This is a genomic window from Photobacterium aphoticum (assembly GCF_001029435.1).
GTDB lineage: Bacteria > Pseudomonadota > Gammaproteobacteria > Enterobacterales > Vibrionaceae > Photobacterium > Photobacterium aphoticum.
Genome location: NZ_LDOV01000030.1, coordinates 25,156 through 46,789, shown reverse-complemented (window position 1 = coordinate 46,789; position 21,634 = coordinate 25,156). Strand labels below are relative to the sequence as shown.

At 48.5% G+C, this 21,634-nt stretch carries 14 protein-coding genes and 2 CRISPR repeat arrays; of the genes, 7 read left to right on the top strand and 7 right to left on the bottom strand.

What is annotated here, in order from left to right:
• The first annotated feature begins 9 nt into the window (after window positions 1–9).
• The 5 genes from ABT58_RS16785 to ABT58_RS16765 all read left to right on the top strand — a co-directional run bounded on the left by ABT58_RS16785 (window position 10) and on the right by ABT58_RS16765 (window position 8,704).
• Window positions 10–1,530 (top strand): RAMP superfamily CRISPR-associated protein, encoded by a 1,521-nt coding sequence (locus ABT58_RS16785; protein ID WP_047875594.1) that lies wholly within the window; start codon window positions 10–12, stop codon window positions 1,528–1,530.
• Window positions 1,527–3,905, top strand: a complete 2,379-nt coding sequence (locus ABT58_RS16780) for a TIGR03986 family type III CRISPR-associated RAMP protein (protein ID WP_047875593.1) — start codon at window positions 1,527–1,529, stop codon at window positions 3,903–3,905. The genes ABT58_RS16785 and ABT58_RS16780 overlap by 4 nt, the downstream gene beginning before the upstream one ends.
• Window positions 3,906–3,953: 48 nt before the next feature.
• On the top strand, window positions 3,954–6,815 hold the full coding sequence (cas1, locus tag ABT58_RS16775) for a CRISPR-associated endonuclease Cas1 (protein ID WP_047875592.1): 2,862 nt from the start codon (window positions 3,954–3,956) through the stop codon (window positions 6,813–6,815).
• A gap of 35 nt (window positions 6,816–6,850) precedes the next feature.
• Window positions 6,851–7,129: a CRISPR-associated endonuclease Cas2 gene (cas2, locus tag ABT58_RS16770; protein WP_047875591.1), complete on the top strand. Its 279-nt coding sequence runs from the start codon at window positions 6,851–6,853 to the stop codon at window positions 7,127–7,129.
• 186 nt (window positions 7,130–7,315) lie between these two features.
• A CRISPR array of direct repeats spans window positions 7,316–7,985; the repeat unit is 35 nt; unit sequence CTTTCAGTGCGCTTGGCCGTTTAGGCCGTTGAAAC.
• Between the two features lie 116 nt (window positions 7,986–8,101).
• The gene (locus ABT58_RS16765) at window positions 8,102–8,704 is read left to right on the top strand and encodes a 3'-5' exoribonuclease domain-containing protein (RefSeq protein ID WP_082211136.1); all 603 of its coding nucleotides are present in this window, start codon (window positions 8,102–8,104) and stop codon (window positions 8,702–8,704) included.
• 233 nt (window positions 8,705–8,937) lie between these two features.
• Window positions 8,938–9,324: a CRISPR direct-repeat array (repeat unit 35 nt).
• Window positions 9,325–9,441: 117 nt separating this feature from the next.
• Here the strand turns inward: ABT58_RS16765 and ABT58_RS16760 are convergent.
• The 7 genes from ABT58_RS16760 to ABT58_RS16730 form a co-directional block, all read right to left on the bottom strand.
• On the bottom strand, window positions 9,442–12,432 hold the full coding sequence (locus tag ABT58_RS16760; protein WP_047875589.1) for a hypothetical protein: 2,991 nt from the start codon (window positions 12,430–12,432) through the stop codon (window positions 9,442–9,444).
• A gap of 201 nt (window positions 12,433–12,633) precedes the next feature.
• A complete protein-coding gene (locus ABT58_RS16755) occupies window positions 12,634–13,995 on the bottom strand; it encodes an NAD-dependent succinate-semialdehyde dehydrogenase (protein WP_047875588.1) in 1,362 nt (453 codons plus the stop codon).
• Complete coding sequence (doeA, locus tag ABT58_RS16750) at window positions 13,988–15,283, bottom strand: ectoine hydrolase (RefSeq protein ID WP_047875587.1); 1,296 nt, start codon at window positions 15,281–15,283, stop codon at window positions 13,988–13,990. Before doeA ends, ABT58_RS16755 begins: the two co-directional genes overlap by 8 nt.
• Window positions 15,280–16,617 (bottom strand): aspartate aminotransferase family protein, encoded by a 1,338-nt coding sequence (locus ABT58_RS16745; RefSeq protein WP_082211135.1) that lies wholly within the window; start codon window positions 16,615–16,617, stop codon window positions 15,280–15,282. Before ABT58_RS16745 ends, doeA begins: the two co-directional genes overlap by 4 nt.
• Before the next feature lie 11 nt (window positions 16,618–16,628).
• Entirely contained in the window at window positions 16,629–17,915 is a 1,287-nt protein-coding gene (gene doeB2 / locus ABT58_RS16740; protein WP_082211134.1) for a N(2)-acetyl-L-2,4-diaminobutanoate deacetylase DoeB2, read from the bottom strand.
• A 379-nt stretch (window positions 17,916–18,294) separates the two neighbouring features.
• Window positions 18,295–19,230 (bottom strand): endo alpha-1,4 polygalactosaminidase, encoded by a 936-nt coding sequence (locus ABT58_RS16735; RefSeq protein WP_082211133.1) that lies wholly within the window; start codon window positions 19,228–19,230, stop codon window positions 18,295–18,297.
• Between the two features lie 83 nt (window positions 19,231–19,313).
• On the bottom strand, window positions 19,314–19,847 hold the full coding sequence (locus ABT58_RS16730) for a hypothetical protein (RefSeq protein WP_146147297.1): 534 nt from the start codon (window positions 19,845–19,847) through the stop codon (window positions 19,314–19,316).
• Window positions 19,848–20,156: 309 nt separating this feature from the next.
• Between ABT58_RS16730 and ABT58_RS24110 the strand changes: the two genes are divergently transcribed.
• Window positions 20,157–20,363 (top strand): hypothetical protein, encoded by a 207-nt coding sequence (locus ABT58_RS24110; RefSeq protein WP_146147296.1) that lies wholly within the window; start codon window positions 20,157–20,159, stop codon window positions 20,361–20,363.
• Between the two features lie 319 nt (window positions 20,364–20,682).
• Complete coding sequence (locus ABT58_RS16725) at window positions 20,683–21,576, top strand: LysR family transcriptional regulator (RefSeq protein ID WP_047875585.1); 894 nt, start codon at window positions 20,683–20,685, stop codon at window positions 21,574–21,576.
• The last annotated feature ends 58 nt before the right edge of the window (window positions 21,577–21,634 follow it).

Here is a 21,634-nt window from a genome sequence, read left to right as displayed (position 1 = left end):
GACACTGACATGGAAGAGACTTACTACCACCTCACCCTGGAAGCGACACTTACCCCCTTAACGCCACTCAGCATTGGCAACGGTGAACGTGTCACAAAAGACAGCGAGATCAAACCTGAAAATCACCACAGTGAAGCCCTTCATCGCATTACTGAAAATGAGATGGCACTGTGCCAGGACAAAGACCAACGCTTCTATATTCCGGGTTCAAGCCTGAAAGGCAGTGTACGTAATGCCGCCCGTTGTTTTGATACCCCTGAGGCCCACACCCAGTGGATCTTTGGTGACAAAGCCTCGTTGCAGGAAAACCAAACTCAAACCCAAACCCAAACCCAAACCAGTGTTGGCGGCAATGTGCGGTTTCTTAATGCCTATTGCCGTCTTGATAACAAAACCGACTCGCTGACCCATACGCGAACACGTAACCGTATCGACCCGGTCACCGGTACCGCAAAAGACGCCCATTTGTTTGACCATAACGGCATCAAACCCGGAACGCCTTTCACCTTCACGGTGCACATAGAACAAGCCACCCAGCAACAACTTACCGCACTCATCACCTTACTGCAGCGCTGGGGCAATGCGCACTTTACCCTTGGACGAGGTGGCAACAATCAATTTGGCGCCTTTTCTCTGTGTATGGATAACCTGTATGGCATTACTCAAGCGCACTACATGCAGTGGCTTTCTGCTCAATCGGCAGCACCTCTCTCTGACTATGTGCATGCCCTGCCCATCAAGACGGAGGACTGCACACCAGCGAATAGCGGTTACACCCGTGTCGCTATTACCCTCACCCCGTTATCGCCGTTGTTTATTGGCTCTGGCCAAACCGCTGAGCACAGTGAAGAAAAAGAAGGTAAAGCACAGTCCTATCACGTCGCGACACTGCTACGTAACACACAAGGCGAGATCATTCTGCCCGCCACCAGCTTGCGCGGGGTCATGCGCCACCAAGGGCAGAAAATTCTCAATACATTGAATCACTTTTTTGCAGACTCCGACGGTCAACGCCACGCACACACGGCCGAACAAAAAGCCACCGCATTACTCAGCCGGCTCTTTGGCGATGAGCAACATGCCTCAACCATCAAACTCACAGACTTTGTGGCGCAACAACCGCAACTCACCGAGCAACGTTTCATTGCCATCGACCGTTTTACCGGCGGCGTCAAAGACGGGGCTCTGTACTCGGTCGAAAAATGCCTAATCACCGACTACAAGGGCGAGCTGTTAATCGACAACCGCTTGTTCAGCCGTCAATACCACAGCGAACTGGCCATGCTACTGCTTATCCTGCGCGACTTACTGGACGGCGAATTACTGCTGGGCGGCTTAAAAAATAAAGGCTTTGGGAAAACCACCGCCCATATCCAGATAACCGACAGTGTGCTCGCGGCTGACTGTCCGCACATCACGCATTGGGGGCAGTTTATTGCCTATTGGAACCAAGCATCCCTGCCCAACCTTGGCGAACTGATGGATGCCTTCAACCTCGCCTTTGTTGCCCAACAGGAGCACGTATCATGACCCATACCTTCTACAACCCGTTCCATTTCATTCCCTTTAATGACAAGGCCCATACTCAAAACAACGGGCTGGATTACAACACCATCAAAACGGGTCAGACTCATGTCACCCATCAAGGATGGCAAACCAATACCCTCAGTGGCGCGATTTATGTTGCCTTAACCAATAAAAGTGGCCTGATTGTGGGTGACGGCGCCCCTCACGATGATAAAGACACTCCGGCAGATACCGTGCGCTTTTACCGCACCACCACGCCGGCTAACCCAGGGACACCTCAGCTCAGTATCCCTGCCAATAGCCTGCGGGGCATGGTCGCCAGTACAGCGGAAATCATCAGTGATTCGGCGATGAGGGTCATTAATGATACTCATTATTCATCACGTGTGACGGCTTCACCGGATAACACATTTTCAACACTAGGGTTGATTGTCCGTGAAAATGATGAATTAAAGTTAAAACCCCTCAACCTTGGGCGTCTTACCCTCACAGACAAGAGTGGTTTGCCTGAATTTAATCAAGAATATAATGACGAAGTACTTGATGAGTGCTGCTATCAAAACACTGAATTTTGGGAAGATTTTCTGATTTACCATGTGCATTGTTATAATAATGTCTGTGGTAAATCTGTTGAAGTCACAGGAAACTTTTTAAGTCGACTTAATGTTCCTCTTGAGTGTTACCATCACAACGATAACAACCCAAAGTTTATCTTCATTAAGAAAAAATATGAATTTACATCTATTGCTGATTCACTCTGCGAAAGTGGGTACCCAGGCAAATTAAAAATAGACCAAATTAAGAATAACGAATACATGCTCAGCGGTCTTCATCTGCCAGCTGATGAAGCGGATGATGCATTTTTTGGTACATCTCAAGATTTTTTTCAGCATATAAATGTAAATCCATCACTTAATAAAAACGATTTCATAAAATGCATCCTGTATTGCAAAGGTGATATTGAAAAAAGAGACGCTCAACTACCAACAACTAAACTGTATGAATATTTAATCCCATTTTCAGATGAAAAATTAGCTTCAACAACAGCCTTTACCATACCCAAAGAAGTACTGGAACGATTTAACGCCATATTAAATAACAATAGACATAATAACCTTATCCCTAATAATTGGAAAAAACATAAAAAAGGCGATATTCATCACGTTGAAGAAGGAGACATCTATTACTTCAAATTAGACTGTGAAAAAGAAATCATAACTGAATTATCCCTTTCCCAAATTTGGCGTAAGGAAGTCACGGGGCAATCTACCTACGGCATCATGAAAAACGCAGGCCACGACCATTATTTACCTTGGGGACAACGCAGTGACACCCAATCACTGACGCCCGCTGAATGTGTGTTTGGCGCCGTCGAAACGTTGCCTGAAACCGCCGGTAACAACCACCAGGCAGGGCGTGCACTGGCCTCTCGCGTCCGCTTTTACGATGCCGTCAAACTGAATGCGGATCTTGGAACTCGACTCAGTCACCCGTTAACACTGTCATCTCCCAAACCACCCAGCCCATCCCTCTACTTGTCTTCACCCAAAGGGCAAGGATTAGGAAAAAAACAGATTACTGATGAAAAAACGGCCTTTTCACTCAGTGGCAGAAAACGTTATTTACAACACACACAAGAACAGACAAGGGGCACTACAGGCACTGACGCGATGGATACGATTGCAGAAGTCGTTCCAGCCTCCACAACCCCGGCCTTTGGTTTTCACATTGAATTCGACAACCTTACGCAAGAGGAGTTGTCACTGTTACTGGCATCACTGGGCGCCAAACAAAACACGGGGGTCCCGACCTTTCATCAGCAATTGGGCATGGGTAAGCCCTACGGCTATGGCAAGGTTGAGTTAGACATACTGGGCGTGTTTCTCAAACAACCACAACAGCGCTACAGCACATTAGAAACCTCACCGGTATACCAACAAGTCTTAAGCGGCTATCAGCCGAATGCTGAGCAACAGCAATGGCTCACCACCATGCAGGCACAGCAATGCCAGCCGGCTTTGGCACAATACTTGGCCGACCTAGAACAACAGTCGTTACATGCCCACCCCGTAGCGTTAAGCGAACACCCGGCACTTAACCATGCGGATAACCCGCTGATTATCCAAACAGCCTTGCAACAGGTTGCGATGTTGGCGGATGAAAATAACTTCACCGATGCCCCTATTAGCTACCCGCTTCCTGGCGGCCAGCGAAGTGATGCCAAAATTTTTGAATGGTTTGTGAATAACGACGACACCCTTACAGCCACGAATAATCCAAAGAAAACAATACAACAGCCTTATCAAAGCCTTAAGCCACTGCAAGGTAACACACCACCACAACCATTGGTGAAAACCCTCGCTCCCCGTAAAAAATAACCCTACCCGCCCCTCTCTGTGAGGGGCATACCAAGGAAGATCATCGGTATGATAAATCCACCTCTTAACAGTATTGAACCCATCGCTCAGCTTCTGCCATTGCGCAGTGTGGTCGTCACACTGGCCGTCACACACCCCATCAAAACCGATTTTCTTCATCACGTACCACTACATGCTTGGTTACGCACGCTGTGTGGTAGCCCGGCAGGGTTTAGCGATGGATTCGGCATTCAACCGTTAGAGAATGGCCATACCCATTACCAAACGGGCGACTTGTACCGCTTCACCTTAACGGCCACAGCCAACGGCACCGCACAACTGCAACGCGCCCTTACCGCACTGCAACATTTACCTCGCAGTGCCGACGCACTGCCTCGCACAGCCGTGTTTCAGCAAAACCTCCGCTGCCACCGCATACAATGTTATTTCACCGGACACGATGTCACGCAACTTGAAGACTGCACCCCATTTGGCTTAGATGCCCTGGCTGAATATGTCGCATTTTGGCAAGAGCAAGACCAATGCCAGTTACGTTGCACCACGCCCATGCGGTTAAAAAAAATGGCCTCTCAAGCTAACAATTCGCCCAACCGCAAAGGCACGCAACGGTATTGCCACAACAAACAAGATTTGACAGATGCGCTATTGGCACAGCGCCTAAACGACACCTTCATCGGCTTAATCGAGCAAATCAGCGGCACACGCTATGCCCGCACAGCGTGGCCCTCTTTTACGTTCACGCCGGAAATCAGCTTTTGGATCGCTCATCACTACGGGCAGAATAAGCACAAACAGCAACCGGCATCTTACACACAAGATAAGAAAAATATGGGGGGCACCTTATTTACCGCACACTGCCAAGGGTTAGCACAACTGCCCCGCTGGTGTGTCGCCCTGCTGGTATTAGGCCAATTTATAGGGATAGGCCAAAGCCGGGCATTTGGTTTAGGGCGCTTTACACTGTTCACCCTTAATGGGGAAACGTGTATTCCCCAGCCTTCTGCGGCGCATGCGCTATTGCACCAAAGTATCAGCGAAAGCCGCATAACCGAGGCGCTGCATAAATCGTGGCGCGGTGATCTGTCTGAAACGCAAAAGCAACACACCCTGACCCAGTTGCGCCAGCAATGTGCACAATTGCTTGAGGGCACCTTTACCGCCCCCACCTTGCAACAAGTCGATATAGACAAAGACGACGGTGGCACCCGCACACTCTCTATTCCCCCTTGGCAAGACCGTGTACTGCAAAAAGCCGTCGCCAGCTTACTCAATGAAGCATTCGATCCGTTATGGAAACATCAAAGTTACGGTTACCGTAAAGGGCGTTCCCGTTTCAACGCCAAAGACGCCATTAACGATGCTATTCGTCAAGGTTATGAGTGGGCATTAGAAAGTGATGTCGACAGCTTTTTCGACAGTGTGTGCTGGACAAACCTCGCCGCACGTCTGCATCTACTGTTCCCGTCAGATCCTTTAGTTCCCGTGATCATGAACTGGGTAAAAGCGCCTATTCGTACCCCAGACGGCGATGAAATCCCCCGTACACAAGGGCTCCCTCAAGGTTCGCCCTTAAGCCCTCTGCTTGCCAACCTGATTCTGGATGACTTTGATGGCGATATGCTGGCTCTGGACTACCAGTTGGTACGTTATGCTGATGACTTTGTGTTGCTCTTTACCTCACAGCAACAAGCCCAACAGGCGCTCCCCCACGTTATCGCCTCTCTGAATGAACATGGGTTAACCCTCAAAGCGCGTAAAACCCATATTGTGGAAGCTAAAAAAGGATTCCGTTATCTCGGCTTTCTCTTTATTGACGGTTACGCCATTGAAACCAGTACCGCCTACCGAAAAGAAGCACACCTGCTGAATGCCGCTTACCCCAACCATGCGCGCGAACTCACTGTCGCCAAGGCGAAAACCGAACAGAAAATCGGTGAACGCCAGCATTTAGGCACCTTCCTAATCATTACGGGCAGCCTTGCCTTTTTGACATGCCACAATAACAAACTCAAAGTCACGCAAGAGGACAAAGATCGCTATTTCAGCTGGCAAGCCATCGAAAGCGTGTTATTACTCGGCCCTCACCATATCACCACACCGGCATTGCGTATGGCGATGCAACAGGGCATTCCTGTTCACTTCGCCTCACGATACGGTCAGTACCAAGGCGTCGCCTGTGCGAACCAGCCCTCGCATGGCTACCCGCTTTGGTTGTTACAAACGGTCCAATTTCAGCAACCGGATACCGCATTAAAATATGCCAAGGCCGTGATCACTGCCCGTGTAACGGGGCAAATTGCCCTCATTACCCGCCGCGATCCTCACTGGCATGGCAAAGAGGCACTGAAACGCATCAAACAAAAAATCCAACGGGTGGAAGACAGTGCAACGCTATTGGGGCATGAAGGTGAGGCCGCCAAACTGTTGTGGCAATTTTTCAGGGAAAGCCTCCCGGAAGAATGGGACTTTAATGGCCGCAATAAACGCCCGCCAACCGATCCCGTTAACGCCATGCTCTCGCTGGGGTATACCTATCTCTACCACTTATGTGACACCCTGATTCAAATGGTGGGGCTGTGTCCATGGGCGGGCTTTTATCACCAAAATCACGGAGCGCACAAAACACTTGCCTCTGATTTAATGGAACCTATTCGCGTGATTGTCGAGCGTGTCGTGCTAACGATGGTGCATAAACGCCAGTTAAAACCGGAAGACTTTGCCCTTACCGATGAGGGTTGTGAGATGAGTGCGGCGGCCAGAAAAACCTTCCTGACGGCACTACTGACGGCGTTAACTTACCAACGGTCCAAAAAAGAAACACGATTGATTGATGATATTTTGCAACAAACGCGAGACGTCAAAATGGCATTAAAGCTTGATACCGTATTTACCCCTTGGACTCCCCAATAAACACACCGCATCACTGACACAAAAGGAGCTGAACCATGTACGTTTACCTTGCTTGCTTTGATATAGAAGATGACAAGAAACGCCGTCGCCTCAGCCGGTTACTGCTGGGGTATGGTGAGCGTGTACAATACTCGGTGTTTGAGATCACCCTGAGGGATAATAAAGCGTTAACCACGCTGAAAAAACGCTGCAAAAAATACGTGGATGATACAGACAGTTTGCGCTTTTACTGGCTGCCTCACAATGCCCGAAAAAAGTCGTTTGATATATGGGGAGAGCCTATTGCAACTTTTCCACAAGCTGAAATACTATGAGTTAGCGACTGAATCGGTTCTTTAACAGCACGGGCATTTTTATCCTTATTAACAACCCATTAGTGATATAATCATAAAAGGTATCAACAATGTGTGTTATGCAAAAAGGCCGGTGCTTGTGGATAACTTTAGGGCGGAGAAAACAGGGTGCTATCTTATTGATGTGCGTACTGAAATAATGCTACCCTTTCAGTGCGCTTGGCCGTTTAGGCCGTTGAAACTCCTTATGACTTGATCGGATTTCTTATCCGCACGGACTTTCAGTGCGCTTGGCCGTTTAGGCCGTTGAAACCACATTCATGAATTTCATAATCAAACATCCTTAATTCTTTCAGTGCGCTTGGCCGTTTAGGCCGTTGAAACAAGTCTGAATGAACAGACGCATCCACATCAGTAATGTGCTTTCAGTGCGCTTGGCCGTTTAGGCCGTTGAAACTTAACACCATGTGACACATGGGTGTTGAACAGGACTTCTTTCAGTGCGCTTGGCCGTTTAGGCCGTTGAAACGTAGAATTTTGCATGGTCGATAGCTGTCTTATTGTCTTTCAGTGCGCTTGGCCGTTTAGGCCGTTGAAACTGCGGTTATCCGCATTTTTAGTAAAAATTTACCGTCTTTCAGTGCGCTTGGCCGTTTAGGCCGTTGAAACTTCGCTGTTTGTTAGCATGCATTTTCTCACGAAACTCTTTCAGTGCGCTTGGCCGTTTAGGCCGTTGAAACAGTTTGTTGAAAGTATCATCAACATACTCTTTGCTTTCAGTGCGCTTGGCCGTTTAGGCCGTTGAAACATTCTGTATTGGGTGCCCACTAAAATTTGATAGTCTTTCAGTGCGCTTGGCCGTTTAGGCCGTTGAAACAAAGAAGGAACTGCGAACTTACATTCAGAGATCATCCTTTCAGTGCGCTTGGCCGTTGGCATGGGGCATTCCCCGCTTTACAATGAGAAAATAACGGCACATAAAAGGATAAGACGGTGAGAGTGTTTTTTGATTCTGAATTTACCGCACTGACCCAATCGGCACGTTTACTGAGCCTGGCCTTGGTGGATGAAAACGGACGCACATTTTATGCCGAGTGCATGGAGGCAAAAACCTATACCCTAGACCCGTGGTTGCAGCAACATGTGCTGCCCCATATGCAATGGCTGACCCAACCAGACAATCAGGCAACCTTTCGCCATGATGCGCTCAGCACCGCACAACAAAGTACATGGATATTTGACACCGAACCGCACATTGCGGCAGCGCTGACAGAGTGGTTAAGTGTGTATGATGATATAGAGATGTGGGCTGATTGCCCGGCATACGATTGGGTGCTATTTTGCCAACTGTTTGGCGGTTCACTACACTTGCCCGCCCCGTTAACCTATATCGTGCATGACTTTTCAACACTGTTGACCTTGCAGCAGATTGACCCGCTCACCCCACGCCAACAGTTATTGCCCGCTCACTCAATGATGGCAGATGCCGGTCAACCCCATAATGCTTTGTATGATGCCCAGCTGCTAAAAGCCTGCTTTACCCATTGGCAAACACACGGCCGCTTTGTCTCACAATGCACAGTGAAAAAACCGTAATCCGCCAGACACCCGTTGCAACGTTTCCACAAGCTGAAATACTATGAGTCAGCGACTGAATCGGTTCTTTAACAGCACGGGCATTTTTATCCTTATTAACAACCCATTAGTGATAGAATCATGAAAGGTATCAACAATGCGTGTTATGCAAAAAGGTCGTTGCTTGTGGATAACGTTAGGGCGGAGGAAACAGGGGGCTATCTTATTGAAGTTCATACTGAAATAATACCACCACTTTCAGTGCACTTGGCCGTTTAGGCCGTTGAAACTTTTTTCTTCTCTCTTCTCTGTCTCTCTTCAGTCCTCTTTCAGTGCACTTGGCCGTTTAGGCCGTTGAAACTTACCGCTTGGTTTACGACTAACTTAACAGTCATTATCTTTCAGTGCACTTGGCCGTTTAGGCCGTTGAAACTTTGCATACTCAAACATTCCGCTGTCGATGTTGTTTTCTTTCAGTGCTCTTGGCCGTTTAGGCCGTTGAAACTAATACCCCACGCCATCAAAAACAGACTTTAGCTTTCAGTGCACTTGGCCGTTTAGGCCGTTGAAACATTACCTGCTAACTTAAAAAATAATTTGTTATTCCTTTCAGTGCGCTTGGCCGTTTAGGCCGTTGGCAAACGCACGGGAACAATCACACATTCACCCGCCAATGACATACGGTGTGTCGATAAGATAGAGACAAAAAAAGGCCACCTTGCAAGGTGGCCTCAATCCATATCAATAATGCTATTCAGTTATACGTGATCTTTTTCTTTTCGAGGTGGTGTTTCTTCTCTATGTGGAGACTCAGAAGGAAAGTCTTCTGCTTTCATTTTATTCTTCACAATTAAGGAAGGGTCACTGTTCGATGCTTCCCCATTTGTCACTGTCTTTTTGATTTTATTTAACACATGATTTTCCTTAATTGTTTCATGCATAGATTCAATTCTATTCATAACTAAAGCAATAATCTCATCTTTCATACCAAGGTAATTCATTACTTTAATTGTCAAAACCAAAAACACCACTGACAAAGCAATATTAACCCCAATATGCAGACCATAGAATGTGGCTTTTAATGCCTCTGCAAACAACATGGCTATTGCTAATATTGCAGCTGCTGTTGATAACCTTGACATTATGTTCCCGTTATAATGCCCATCGGCTGCATCTACTTCTTTTTCAATAAACGTATATTCATCTTCTAGTTTCAACCCCGCCGTAATCTTTTGGTAAATTTCTTTCCCTTGAATTTGCGACGACACTTCTTTAAACCAAGAGACATTGGTAAAGGTGACAAAATCAGACTTTATTTGGTTAAACTGCTTGGCATTTTCTTTTTCTAATGTTTTAGATATTTCACTCACCCGTTCGCTGAAATCGTGTAAGGTTTCGCGATTAAACAAGCCCAACAACAGCATGTTTTGGTAAACAGAAAACACATGGCAGGGACCAATTTTATGGTTGTATTCATTATGGAACCCCATGTACACATTTGAATAATCCGTATACGCAAACCGAGAACCCAGTTCGTTCCAGCGGCCGTATTGCTCTTTGTCCAACAAGTTAGTCACAAAGTGTCGATCATATGCATAGCCCTCTAGGCGATCAAAGCCTTTAAACATCGGATCTACATAAGCGGCTAAGGAAAAGAGCATTTCATATTTAGCCGAACTGCTGGTATTGATCATCGGGTTTCCGGCCAAACCGTAGCTGACATTAACAAACATGCGATTATCAATAAATGGTTTAAACTCGGGAGTGTCATTCCCTGTAAACAAACATTTCATCATATTGCTGACATCTTCTGGCAGCGTATATTTATCCTCTTTCAGTTGCTGGTAATTATTGATTCGAGACGTATAGTCAGGGGTTGCTCCGGCTTTTTGCAACGCAAATTCCACCGTCACGTCATTATCTTGTTGACGTGGTGCAAATGATGGGAATAACTGGCGCATTTTATCGGTGTAATTTAGCCATGGGGCCAGCATGGCGCGTCGAATCGAGTAAACATGCTCTTTATGCTTGAGGTTATTTTTATCACCAAGATATCTGAAACAATCATGCCACCAACCGCTGTCTTCCCGAGCAAAAGAACTGTTTCCGTCAAAGAAGCGTTCATGCACCTGCACCGCAAAGATATATACATCATTATAGAAGTGGTAAAGATGAAGGTTATCAATGTTACCCGACACCGTAACAGGCTTCGTTAAGTCCCATGCCTTGGTTTCCTTAAGTACCCACTGTAACCCCGTACTGGCATGTAACGTTTCTTCATCATCACGCGATAGCAAACGCCATACCCTCATGGATGACTCCGGTGTTTTTTCTTCCTCACAGTGATAAGGCAAGCTATTTTCATCGAGATTAAAAAAACGATGACGAATCACAGGTTGGAAATACAAATAAGCATCCCGGTCATTGGCGACCCGGTTCCATCCCTCATTTTCATTATCAGAAAAACCAGCGACAGCACTGCCCATTGATTGCGAAGCCGTACTAAATACGTCATTGGCCAATACGGTTTTACTGTAATGCCACTGTTTGCTGTCATCTAATTGTTGCAGGAAAGTATTGTCGCGATGCTTTAATCTGAACGGTAAAAAGAAGGTACAGCCATAATGACGTAATGGACGCCCTCCTTTCAAACTTAATCCCAGCAGGTTGTCGACGATCGTGTCTATCACATTACGGGTGTCATTCACCGAACGTTGTCGAATTTGGGCCCGGAAATAATGGCTGAATTGACCGGAAACGATCGTCGTTTCGGCCAAGCCTTCTAACGCAGTATCATTCGCTAAAGCCGCTATCGCTTCTTGTTCATTTTGGCTGGTGACAAATTCTATCAGTTCAACCCGGGATAGCTGCTCAACATGATCAGAAAGAGAAGATGAGGTATCGGCTCCCGCTTTACAAAACAACACCATGGCGGTTTTTAACTTAAACGGCGAGTGTCTAGACGCTGCGCCTTGATACGCGGCTTGTCCATCCTTTTTCTCGTTTGCATGAAATAAATGCAGACGGTCAAGGAAGGTTTGCTTCAAGCAAGTGTAATCATCATGACTGTCGAGTGCATTTTCATCCACCAAATACAATCTAATATCATCAAGGTCGATGGCTTCAAACCGCGAAAAATCAATAAGCTCATCACAATGGCAGACGCCCCGCTCTAACTGCCAACTGCGCTGAAGAATATCCGTTAAGGAAATCGCCGTGGTATTCACCGCCGATGCCAAAGGTTTTTCTCTCGCCTCTTCCGTCGCGACTAAAGGAATGCCTTCTCTGGCTAAGCCTGGAATATAATCACGTTCGAACGTGGCATGAGCCAATTCCAGTTCCGACAATGGCTCACTCAACCATTCACTTAACGCCTGAATCGCGGTTTGAGTAGGCGCTTTATTCAGCCGGACCAAGGTTTTTCCAGCTTGTTCCCACAACAAAGGCAATACCTGTGTAAAAACATTCCCCAGAATAATCACATTGGCTTTTGGGGTGGCCTCTTGGATTGCCGCCTGAGCGATCGCACTGTAATCAGCCATTCCCTGTTGACGCTGTTCTTCGAACGTCTGCAGCACGCTTTCTGGGACGCAATACAGAGAGGCGACATCCAAATTGGCATTCCATCCCCCTTTAATACCCAACAGTTGGATACGCCATTGACTGCGACTGGCAAGGCTCAGCATATCCACGCCCGTTAACGTATCGAGAGGGGCAATTAATGTGAAATCATAATCCTGCTTTTCCATCCGTATTCTCCCTGAATAATGCTTAACACCTTGCAAGCCACACCATGTCGCTATTTTGTTAATCACTATAGAGCGGCAATGCATCCAGACGTATCGCATTCTTCACGGCATGATAGAAAAGTTGGGGTAGATCCCTCTCATGTTGTGAATCTCACTGTTATCTCCACATGAAATGAGAGGGGCGTTAACCTACCTCTTTGCTCATCTCACCCAAATCTGCTTGGCATTAATAAAAGCCTTGATCCCTTGCTCGCCTAATTCACGACCGTAACCGGATTTTTTGATCCCGCCGCTCGGCAATCGTGGGTCGGTTTTCACAATACCATTGATCGCCACCTGACCGGTTTCTAACTGCTTCGCCAAATGCAGCGCGGTCGCACTGTCACGGGTCCACACACCGGCGCCTAATCCGTATTCACTGGCATTGGCGACCTGTAAGGCGTGCTCGGCATCACGTACCGGACACACGACCATCACCGGGCCAAACACTTCTTCCTGCATGGCGGTCATCGCTGGCTGTGCATCTGTCAGCAAGGTCACCGGATAGTAAAAACCGTCACCACTTGGCAGCTCACCGCCGAGCACGCAGGTCGCCCCCTGCATAACGCTCTCTGTGACTTGGCGATGTAAATGGGTGCGCAAATCTTCACGGGCAATGGGGCCGATGTCGGTGGCGGGATCATTAGGGTCCCCAACTTTCAGCTTGGCTAAACGCTGAGTTAACTTGTCGACAAAGGCGTCATAGATAGGTTGTTCCACCAAAATCCGTTTCGCGGCGATACAAGATTGGCCTGCATTGATGATGCGTGATAACACCGCCACATCGGCAGCTATCTCCTGATCCGCATCGGCCAGTACGATACACGGATCAGAGCCGCCCAGCTCCAGCACGGCATGCTTGATGTGCGCTGCTGCCATGGCCGCGACAATGCCGCCCGCTTTGGCCGAACCGGTAAACGACACCGCCTGAACGTGCGGATGGGCAATGGCCTCACTGACCAATGCATTTTCAATGGGCAGGTTCACCACGATATTCTCTGGCGCGCCGGCGTTACTAAAGATCTGTGCAATGGCCTGCGCGCAACCGGGCACGTGCGGATCATGCTTCATCACACAAGTGTTCCCCGCCATGAGTGCCGGCGCGAGAAAGCGAAACGCTATCCACAGTGGCGCATTCCAGGGTAATACGCCTAACAACACCCCCAACGGCTGGTAATGGACATAACTGTTGCCCGCATCGCTCTCTACCTGATCATCCTGTAAATACGTCGCCGCATACTCGGCATAGTGATCGCAACACCATGCGGCTTTTTCCACTTCCGGCCCGGCTTCTTTGACCGGTTTGCCCATTTCATCGGTCATGAGTTGGGCCAATGTGGCTTTCTCAGCCCGCAGTTGGGCGGCGACCCGCTTGAGGACACTGGCGCGCGCATCCAGACTGCACGTTCGCCACGGTGAATACGCCTGATGTGCCAAGGTGATCTGCGCTGCCATCTCCTCTCGAGTCAGCGTGGCATAGCTTTGTAGAGGTTGCCCGGTGGCGGGACTAATCGGATTAAGCATCTTTGGCCTCCTGCACATTGACGATATTCAGATCCGTAGTGGCTCGTTGCTTTGTCTGCTGCCTTATTTGTTGCTTGGCTTGTTGTCTGGCCTTAGAGGAGTGCGGTTGAGCAGATTGGCTCGGCGTGTCATGCACAACAAAGTCTTTGTCGAGCGTGAAAAAGGACTCAATGCCCGTATCGGTCACATAGATGGTGTCCGAAATTCCGCAGGTCTTATTGCCATCCACGCCCCACATCCACGGGATAATATGGAAGGTCATCCCCTGCCTTAAAATGGTGGAATCCCCTTGTTTCAGGCTGCAGATATAGCCCTCATCCCAACTGGGCGGAAAAGCAATCCCAATGGAATACCCTGAACGGGTGATCAGCCGTGCACCCACATCGTTATGGGAAATGATATTGCGCACCAAGTTGTCCACATCCGAAACGGTCATGCCCGGTTGCACGTAACCATGCAGGGTATCTAATGCCATTTTCATCAGCTCTTGCGCTTTGTACATAGAATCGGTCAGCGGACCATTGATCGCCGTACGCATCATCGCGGTATGATAACGCCGGTAGCAGCCCCCCACTTCCAGAAACACATGCTCATCAGGGCCGACTATGCGCCCTTCCCACGTGGCATGGCCAATCATCGAGCGAGGCCCGGATGTCACATACGGCATCACGGCGGGCGGCTCGCCACCGGCTTTGAACATCGCTGCGCTGATGGCCGCACCGATATCATTTTCACTCACGCCCGCAACGGCAGCTTCCAATCCCGCCTGCATCCCCGCTTCGGTGGCTAACGCGGCTCTTTTCATCAGGGCGATTTCCGCTGGCGATTTACAAATGCGCCCTTCTTCCACAATGCCGAAGCAGTCGAGCAGTTTACCTTCCGTTAACGTGGTATGAATGAAGTCCTGCTGATAAGCGGGGAAAAAGTAACTGTTACGCTCATAGCCGATGCGCTTGTTACTGAGGTTAAATTCGCGCAGGGTTTCCACCAGCATCTGAATCGCATCGCCGGTATCCGGATACGGCCGACTGTGTTCCACCCAAGTGCGTTCAATCACATTGGATTCTTCCATCGCCCGGGTGATCATAATAGGCTCTTGATCGAGCGGGACGATCAAAGCCTGAAAGAACGAATACCCCGTCGTCTGATAATCCGTGAGGTAGAGGATGTTTTCCGGATCGGTGATCACAACAGCATCCAAACACCGCTCTTCAATCCGAGCTCTTAGTGCGGCCAATCGCGCTTGGTATTCTTCGGGCGCGAAGGTCATGTCTTCTCTGTTTTTCATTTGGCCTCCCGAAGCGTTTCCGTGTCAGTGTCTGCCTCTGCGCCAGTGTCTGCGCTAATCTTTGCGTTAGCCAAAGCGTGTTCGATCGCTGCGACGACAATATTCAGCCCTTTTGCCAGGTACACATCCTCAATGGTGAGCGGCGGGATCAACTTGATCACCTGCCCGCCGGTACCACAAGCGCCCAGCAGCAAGCCTTGTTGGAAACAATCACTGACCACCTGTTTGGCCACATCCCCGTCTTTCACATCAATACCAATCATCATGCCTTTGCCCCGCACCTCTATCTGCGGATAACGGCGTAGAGCAGTCAGGTAGTGATGCATCATGCTGGCTTTGCGTTGCACCTCCCCCATAAAGGCATCATCTTCGAAATAGCGCAGCGCCTGCGCCCCACCAATGAAAGACAGACTCTGCCCTCGGAACGTGCCGGTATGCTCGCCGGGGTGCCAATGATCATCCCATTCCGGTTTCACCAAATTCATGGCAATGGGGGTACCTAAGCCACCCAAACCTTTCGCTAAACAAACGATGTCCGGATCAATACCGTAATCATCAAAACTGAAAAAAGAACCGGTGCGCCCCATGCCCGCCTGAATGTCATCCACAATCAGTAAGGCGCCAACGTCTTTGGCTAAGGCTGCGAGATTGTGTAACCAGGTTTTATCCGCCACATACACGCCCCCTTCGGCCTGTACCACTTCCACCAAAAAGGCGGCAGGCGGTTCAATGCCGGATGACGAATCACGGTACTGCGCCGCCAATTGCGCTAACGCGACATGGGCGTCAATCTGCCCGTCTTGTGGCCGTTGATTCTCCACTTCTGATCCAAACGGGACGTGCTGAACATGGTTAAGCGGTACTCCCGCCGCCCCCCGGAAATAGTTGTTCGCTGTCGCGGCCAGCGAGCCCAACGTCATGCCATGAAACGCATGATTAAACGCCACCACGGTTTGCCGCCCCGTCACCCGCCTTGCCAGCTTCAATGCCGCCTCCACCGCATTGGTACCGGTCGGCCCGACAAACTGCATTTTGTGCGGCATATTGCGGGGGTTAAGCACCACATCGACAAACTTTTGCATAAATTCACGCTTAATACGGGTGCTCATGTCTAGGCTGTGCAAGACACCGTTTTGCTGTATGTAGTGAATGGCGGCTTCCGTCATCAGCTTATTGTTATGGCCAAAATTCAACACCCCCGCCCCGGCAAAAAAGTCGATATAATCGCGGCCATTTTCATCGGTTTGGATCGCGTTATACGCCTTATCAAAGACGGTGGGATAAATACGGCAATAGCCGCGTAAATTGGATTCACGTTGCTCAAAAATACTCATCGTCCGGCTCCTTATGTGTCGGCGTTCGGATCAAAAGATCGGGCCATCACGTTATGGCTAACGCGTTGCCCTGGGTGCTGTTCAAGGTCTTGTTCAGGGGATTGTTCAGAGTCTTGAGCAGGGACTGGCAATCCACACAATTGGGAAAACCAGCGGATCACAGGTTCAATCAATTGATCGTTAAAATCGTAATAGGGACTGTGACAAGGGGGCGGCGCGCAAAAGGCTTCACGGCCAGCGCCTATCAGGGCAAACGCCCCCGGTATGGCGTTGAGGTAATAGCTAAAATCTTCCGAGGCCATGATCGGCGCGGCGGATTGCTCATCTAAACGGTATGCCTTCCAATCCTGTCCGCTAAAAGCATCTAACCAACACTGCCTCGCTATATCGGCTTGCTCGGGGTGATTCACCGTCGGCTGATAGCGGGGATGATGCGTTACCTGACACTGCACCCCGTAACTGGCCGCTGTGTCCTGACTGATTTGCGTGATCAGCGCGCCAATCACACTGGCATCTTCTGCCCGCGAAACGCGGATCGAACCGCCTACTGTGGCACAAGCAGGAATCGTGGTTGCACCACTGACAGCGTCAATCGACGTGACACTGACCACCGCAGCGGTCTGGGGGGGTAAACGGCGGGCGATAATTTGTTGCAGGTTCAGGGTCACCGCCGCTGCGGCCAATACGGGATCACGGCAGAGATCGGGCTGACTGGCATGCCCGCCGACACCCGTGAGCACAATGCCAAAGGTCGCATTGCCCGCCATCACCGTCCCGGTTGGACAAAAACACTGACCCAACGGAATGGCTGGCCAGTTGTGCCAACCGTAAATTTCATCGATGCCGTCTAACGCCCCGTCATTGATCATCGCCCTCGCACCATGCCCCCCTTCTTCTGCGGGCTGAAAAATCAAACTCACCGGATGCGCTAACTGATTTTCATGAGCTTTAAGCCATTGTGCCGCCCCCAATAACACGGCGGTGTGACCATCGTGTCCACAGGCATGCATCACGCCATCATGAGCCGAGCACCATGCCACACCTGACTGCTCATGAATGGGCAGCGCATCCATGTCAGCACGCAACATAATATGTTTACCGCGACGCTCTGCAGCCAGCGTCGCCACGGTGCCCAGCTCGGCACAGGCTCGCCACTCAATGCCCAATGCGGTCAACGCGTCACGAATACGCTGAGCGGTCTGGATTTCCTGCCAACTCAATTCGGGTTGTTGATGAAGCTGGCGGCGCAAGGATATTGCGTCATCAATACACTGCCGCCAAAAGCAGTTTTCGGCCATAACACACCTGTAATGTGATCAGGAAAATAGCAGGCCATGCGCCCACAAGTGAAAATCAAACAGATATGAAAAATTGAAGGGGATTACGCGTGCGGAGACATAAAGGTTGGATTGCAACCTGTCACAAGGCCGGAGTGCGGTTCAAGATAGATAATCTGCATCATCATTGCGGCTCCTCCGTTTGCGGCAAACTGGCACAAGCGCAGGGCTTGGCGAATGCGAGATTGTGGGGGGTAGAAATGAGCGTTCCATCAGCGCGTTACTGATGAACAAACTCAATAGTAAAGCTGGCACAGGGTATGGCGGTTTGCAACTTTTGCCTCAATGCGAGGGGGAATGCGATGCGTTATGTGCTACTGACTAAGTGCAAGCAGCACACTCACAAGCAACTCAATCGAAAGGTATCATTCAAATCCAGCGGTAAAATCAGCGTACTGAACTGCATCTCCCGCGAACGGGCACACAAGGCCTCTTTGTCTGCCGTATTTTGTTGATACTTTTGCTCGTATTCCACATTGAACACCGCTTTGCCTTGCTCAATAAACGGTGCCAATTGCTGACACTCATTAAATTCAAAACATTGCTCATTCACGGCAAAGTCAAAATACGTGACTAACTCAGGCACTTGTTCAACGTTGTTTTTCAAGCCAATGGACAAATTACGGGCATGGGCTTCATTGGCCAGTAAGCGGTTAAACGTCAGCTGATCGTCAGCCGTTAAATCAAAGCCGGTGTTATTTTTGTATCCATCCACGTTATCCGGCTCGACACCATCACACCCTTTTTGCACCGCCAAATCTAACCGCTCTTTCATGATCAGTAACACATTGGAGGAGCGAATATCTAACCAGCGTTCCCCCGGCCAGCCATCTAGTGCATTACCCAGCTCTGCCGATTCAAACGCGGTCGCATCCGGGCGCCATTCTTCATACGATCCTGCTGAAAAGTAGCAAATCACCTTAATGTCTTTCGCCTGTAAGTCCTGAATCAGCGTTTCTGATGAATCAAATAAATCAATGTCATACATGGCAACGTCATAGGTGGTATTCACCGTACCGTTGAGCTGCCACTGCCAGGTGGTCATCACGGCGGGGCGGTACCAATTGCCTGTGGTGATCGGGGAAAGACTCTCGGGATCAATGCTAATGGGATCAACCGCACCGGTATCTGGCAACGATGTGTCGGGCGGCGTGTCCACGGTCTCAGGCGGAGCCGTGCCACCGCCCTCATTAACCGGCGATTCTTCGCTGTTGCAGCCCAGTGACAACGATAAAACACACGCTGACACGACTGTAGAGAGGATGAAATTACGCATACCCTACAGTCTATGTGTTAGAGGAAGATAACGCGAATCGTCATCAGAATCTGCGCGCTTGTTTACGACGTTGAACGAGACGTTCAGTCTGAAGCGGGTGCCTTCATGGCCTCATTAATCACAGATTGAAAGGTGTACTTGGGACGCGACTGAAGGTTGCAGTCGTCTTTATACATCTTTTGATACATCGGCATGCCCCAAAAGTCCGTCCAGTAAACCTCCACCATTTGGGTGGTCGTTGAACAATGCGTCTCAATTGGCGCGTACTGTTGCAAAGCCTGATCTAACGCTGCCACTTTTTCATCGTCCAAAGCAATTGCGCCGATGTACACGCCATTATTGATGCTAGAGGCATAGGTGCGTCGTGCATCACCTAAGCGGCTAACGTGCATGACGTTATCACGGATTTCAATGACGTTGGCATTTGAGCTAAAACACCCGATTGAACTCATTACAATTTTCGTCCCATCCTTGCGCATCAATTTGGTCATGGTTAAGTCATTGGTAAACGGTGCGGATAGGCTTTCCGATAAATCGCTCGGTAAACCATCGTCAGAAACACACCCCATCAAGGATAGAGAGGCCAATAGTGCCAATATCTGCTTTTTTACTGCCATTTCGCCTGAATCCACTGCTCTACTTTATAAAATCGACGAAATATCCCAATAAACACGACCCGGTGTCAATCGTTAGGTCATTGTGAGGCGCAAAACATAACCCGTCACATCCGTACAGAAGAACCTTTTCATGCAACTATAAAAGTCGACTCCCACTTAACAACAGACTTACCGCAAAAGCTCAGCTGTAAGATTTTCCTCATCTATGGAATTACTTCACATAAAAAATATTGATTCTCGTTTAAGAAATCCATTTTACACCCTAAGATAGCAACAACTTTAATGAACAAAAATCAAAAGGTTAGCATCATGTCTTATGAAATACATATCCCAGGAAGAAACTTATCATATGACCGAGCTGTAAAAAGAGATGGGGAGTGGATTGGCTATTATTCCGGTCATAAATTTTCCGATGTGTTAAAAAAACACCCAAACGCTCAAATTGTCGATAGAACATTTAAAAAGTGTATCTTCGATAAATTTGGACCCGTTAAACATGTTCCACGTACGCGTTAATACCATGCATCAATAAAAATCCGAGTACCTATTATTTACTCGGATTCTTTTTCTGATTGATGAACAAAGCAATGAAAAACCAATGTGCACCAACGCACACATGATAGAGCCGTTCAAAAACCGTTCTAGGTCGCACAACCGTTTTCACGTTGATAATGTAATCGTAAGACTATCAACTCCTTTATTCTCAAGGCCAACATTAAATATCATCAAGCGATACGGTGAGAAAAGTCTGTTTCCGATTTAGCAACAATAACGGTGGGGTTCTCCCTTTACTCCCCTCGCTAAACGGTTAATATAGCGCTCAAAGGAGAACGGTATGCACTCACTGAATTTAAATTTGCTACGAACATTTTATAACGTGATTTTATACGGTTCTTTTTCTATTGCGGCCGACAAGCTGTATATATCAAAGTCCGTCGTCAGTAAGCATATTAAATTATTGGAAGAAAGCCTGAACTGTACGCTGATCCAACGTACTACCCGCACCATTAATTTAACCGATGAAGGGCGTTACCTTTACGAGCAATGTGCAAAAATATTCGATAGCATCAGCGACTGCTATGAATATATTGATGACAGAAAAGGCGAAGTACGCGGCAAACTCAGAATAAAAATGCCACCGGTATTAGAACATGACGCGTTTATGACTGATGTCATCACCCAAGTTATGATGCAGTATCCAAACCTCAATATCGACATTGTTTTCGACAATGCCATTGGCGATTTAGTCGGTGAAGGATTTGACGTGGCATTTTACATTGGCCAACCCAGTGACAGCTCTTACAAATGCCGCAAAGTTAAAGCGCTGAAGACGTACATCGTTGCCTCACCGGATTACCTGGCTCTACACGGGGAACCGCTGACGCCTCAGGACTTAGTCAATCATCGCTGTATGAACTATGCCCACTGCCTGACACAGAAAAAGTGGACGTTTATCGACGAACAGGGCGAGCTCAATGACAGCGTCTCCCCTTATATCGACTCGTACATTGAGTCACACAGTGAACGCCAACTGGCAGAGTTTGCAGCAAGAGGATTAGGGATCACCGCCTCGTTAGCTTTTATTGCCCAACCCTATTTGGAGCAAGGCACATTAGTCAGTCTTTTATCGGATTATACGTGGGATACCTCGCTATATATTCTGTATCCGGACAATGTGGTGGTGCCATTAAAAACCCGAAAGTTTATCGACCAATTATTTAATCAATAAATAACTGCTTATATTTTTATTGTTGTTTGCATGTCAATATTCATTGGCATCGTTTCGC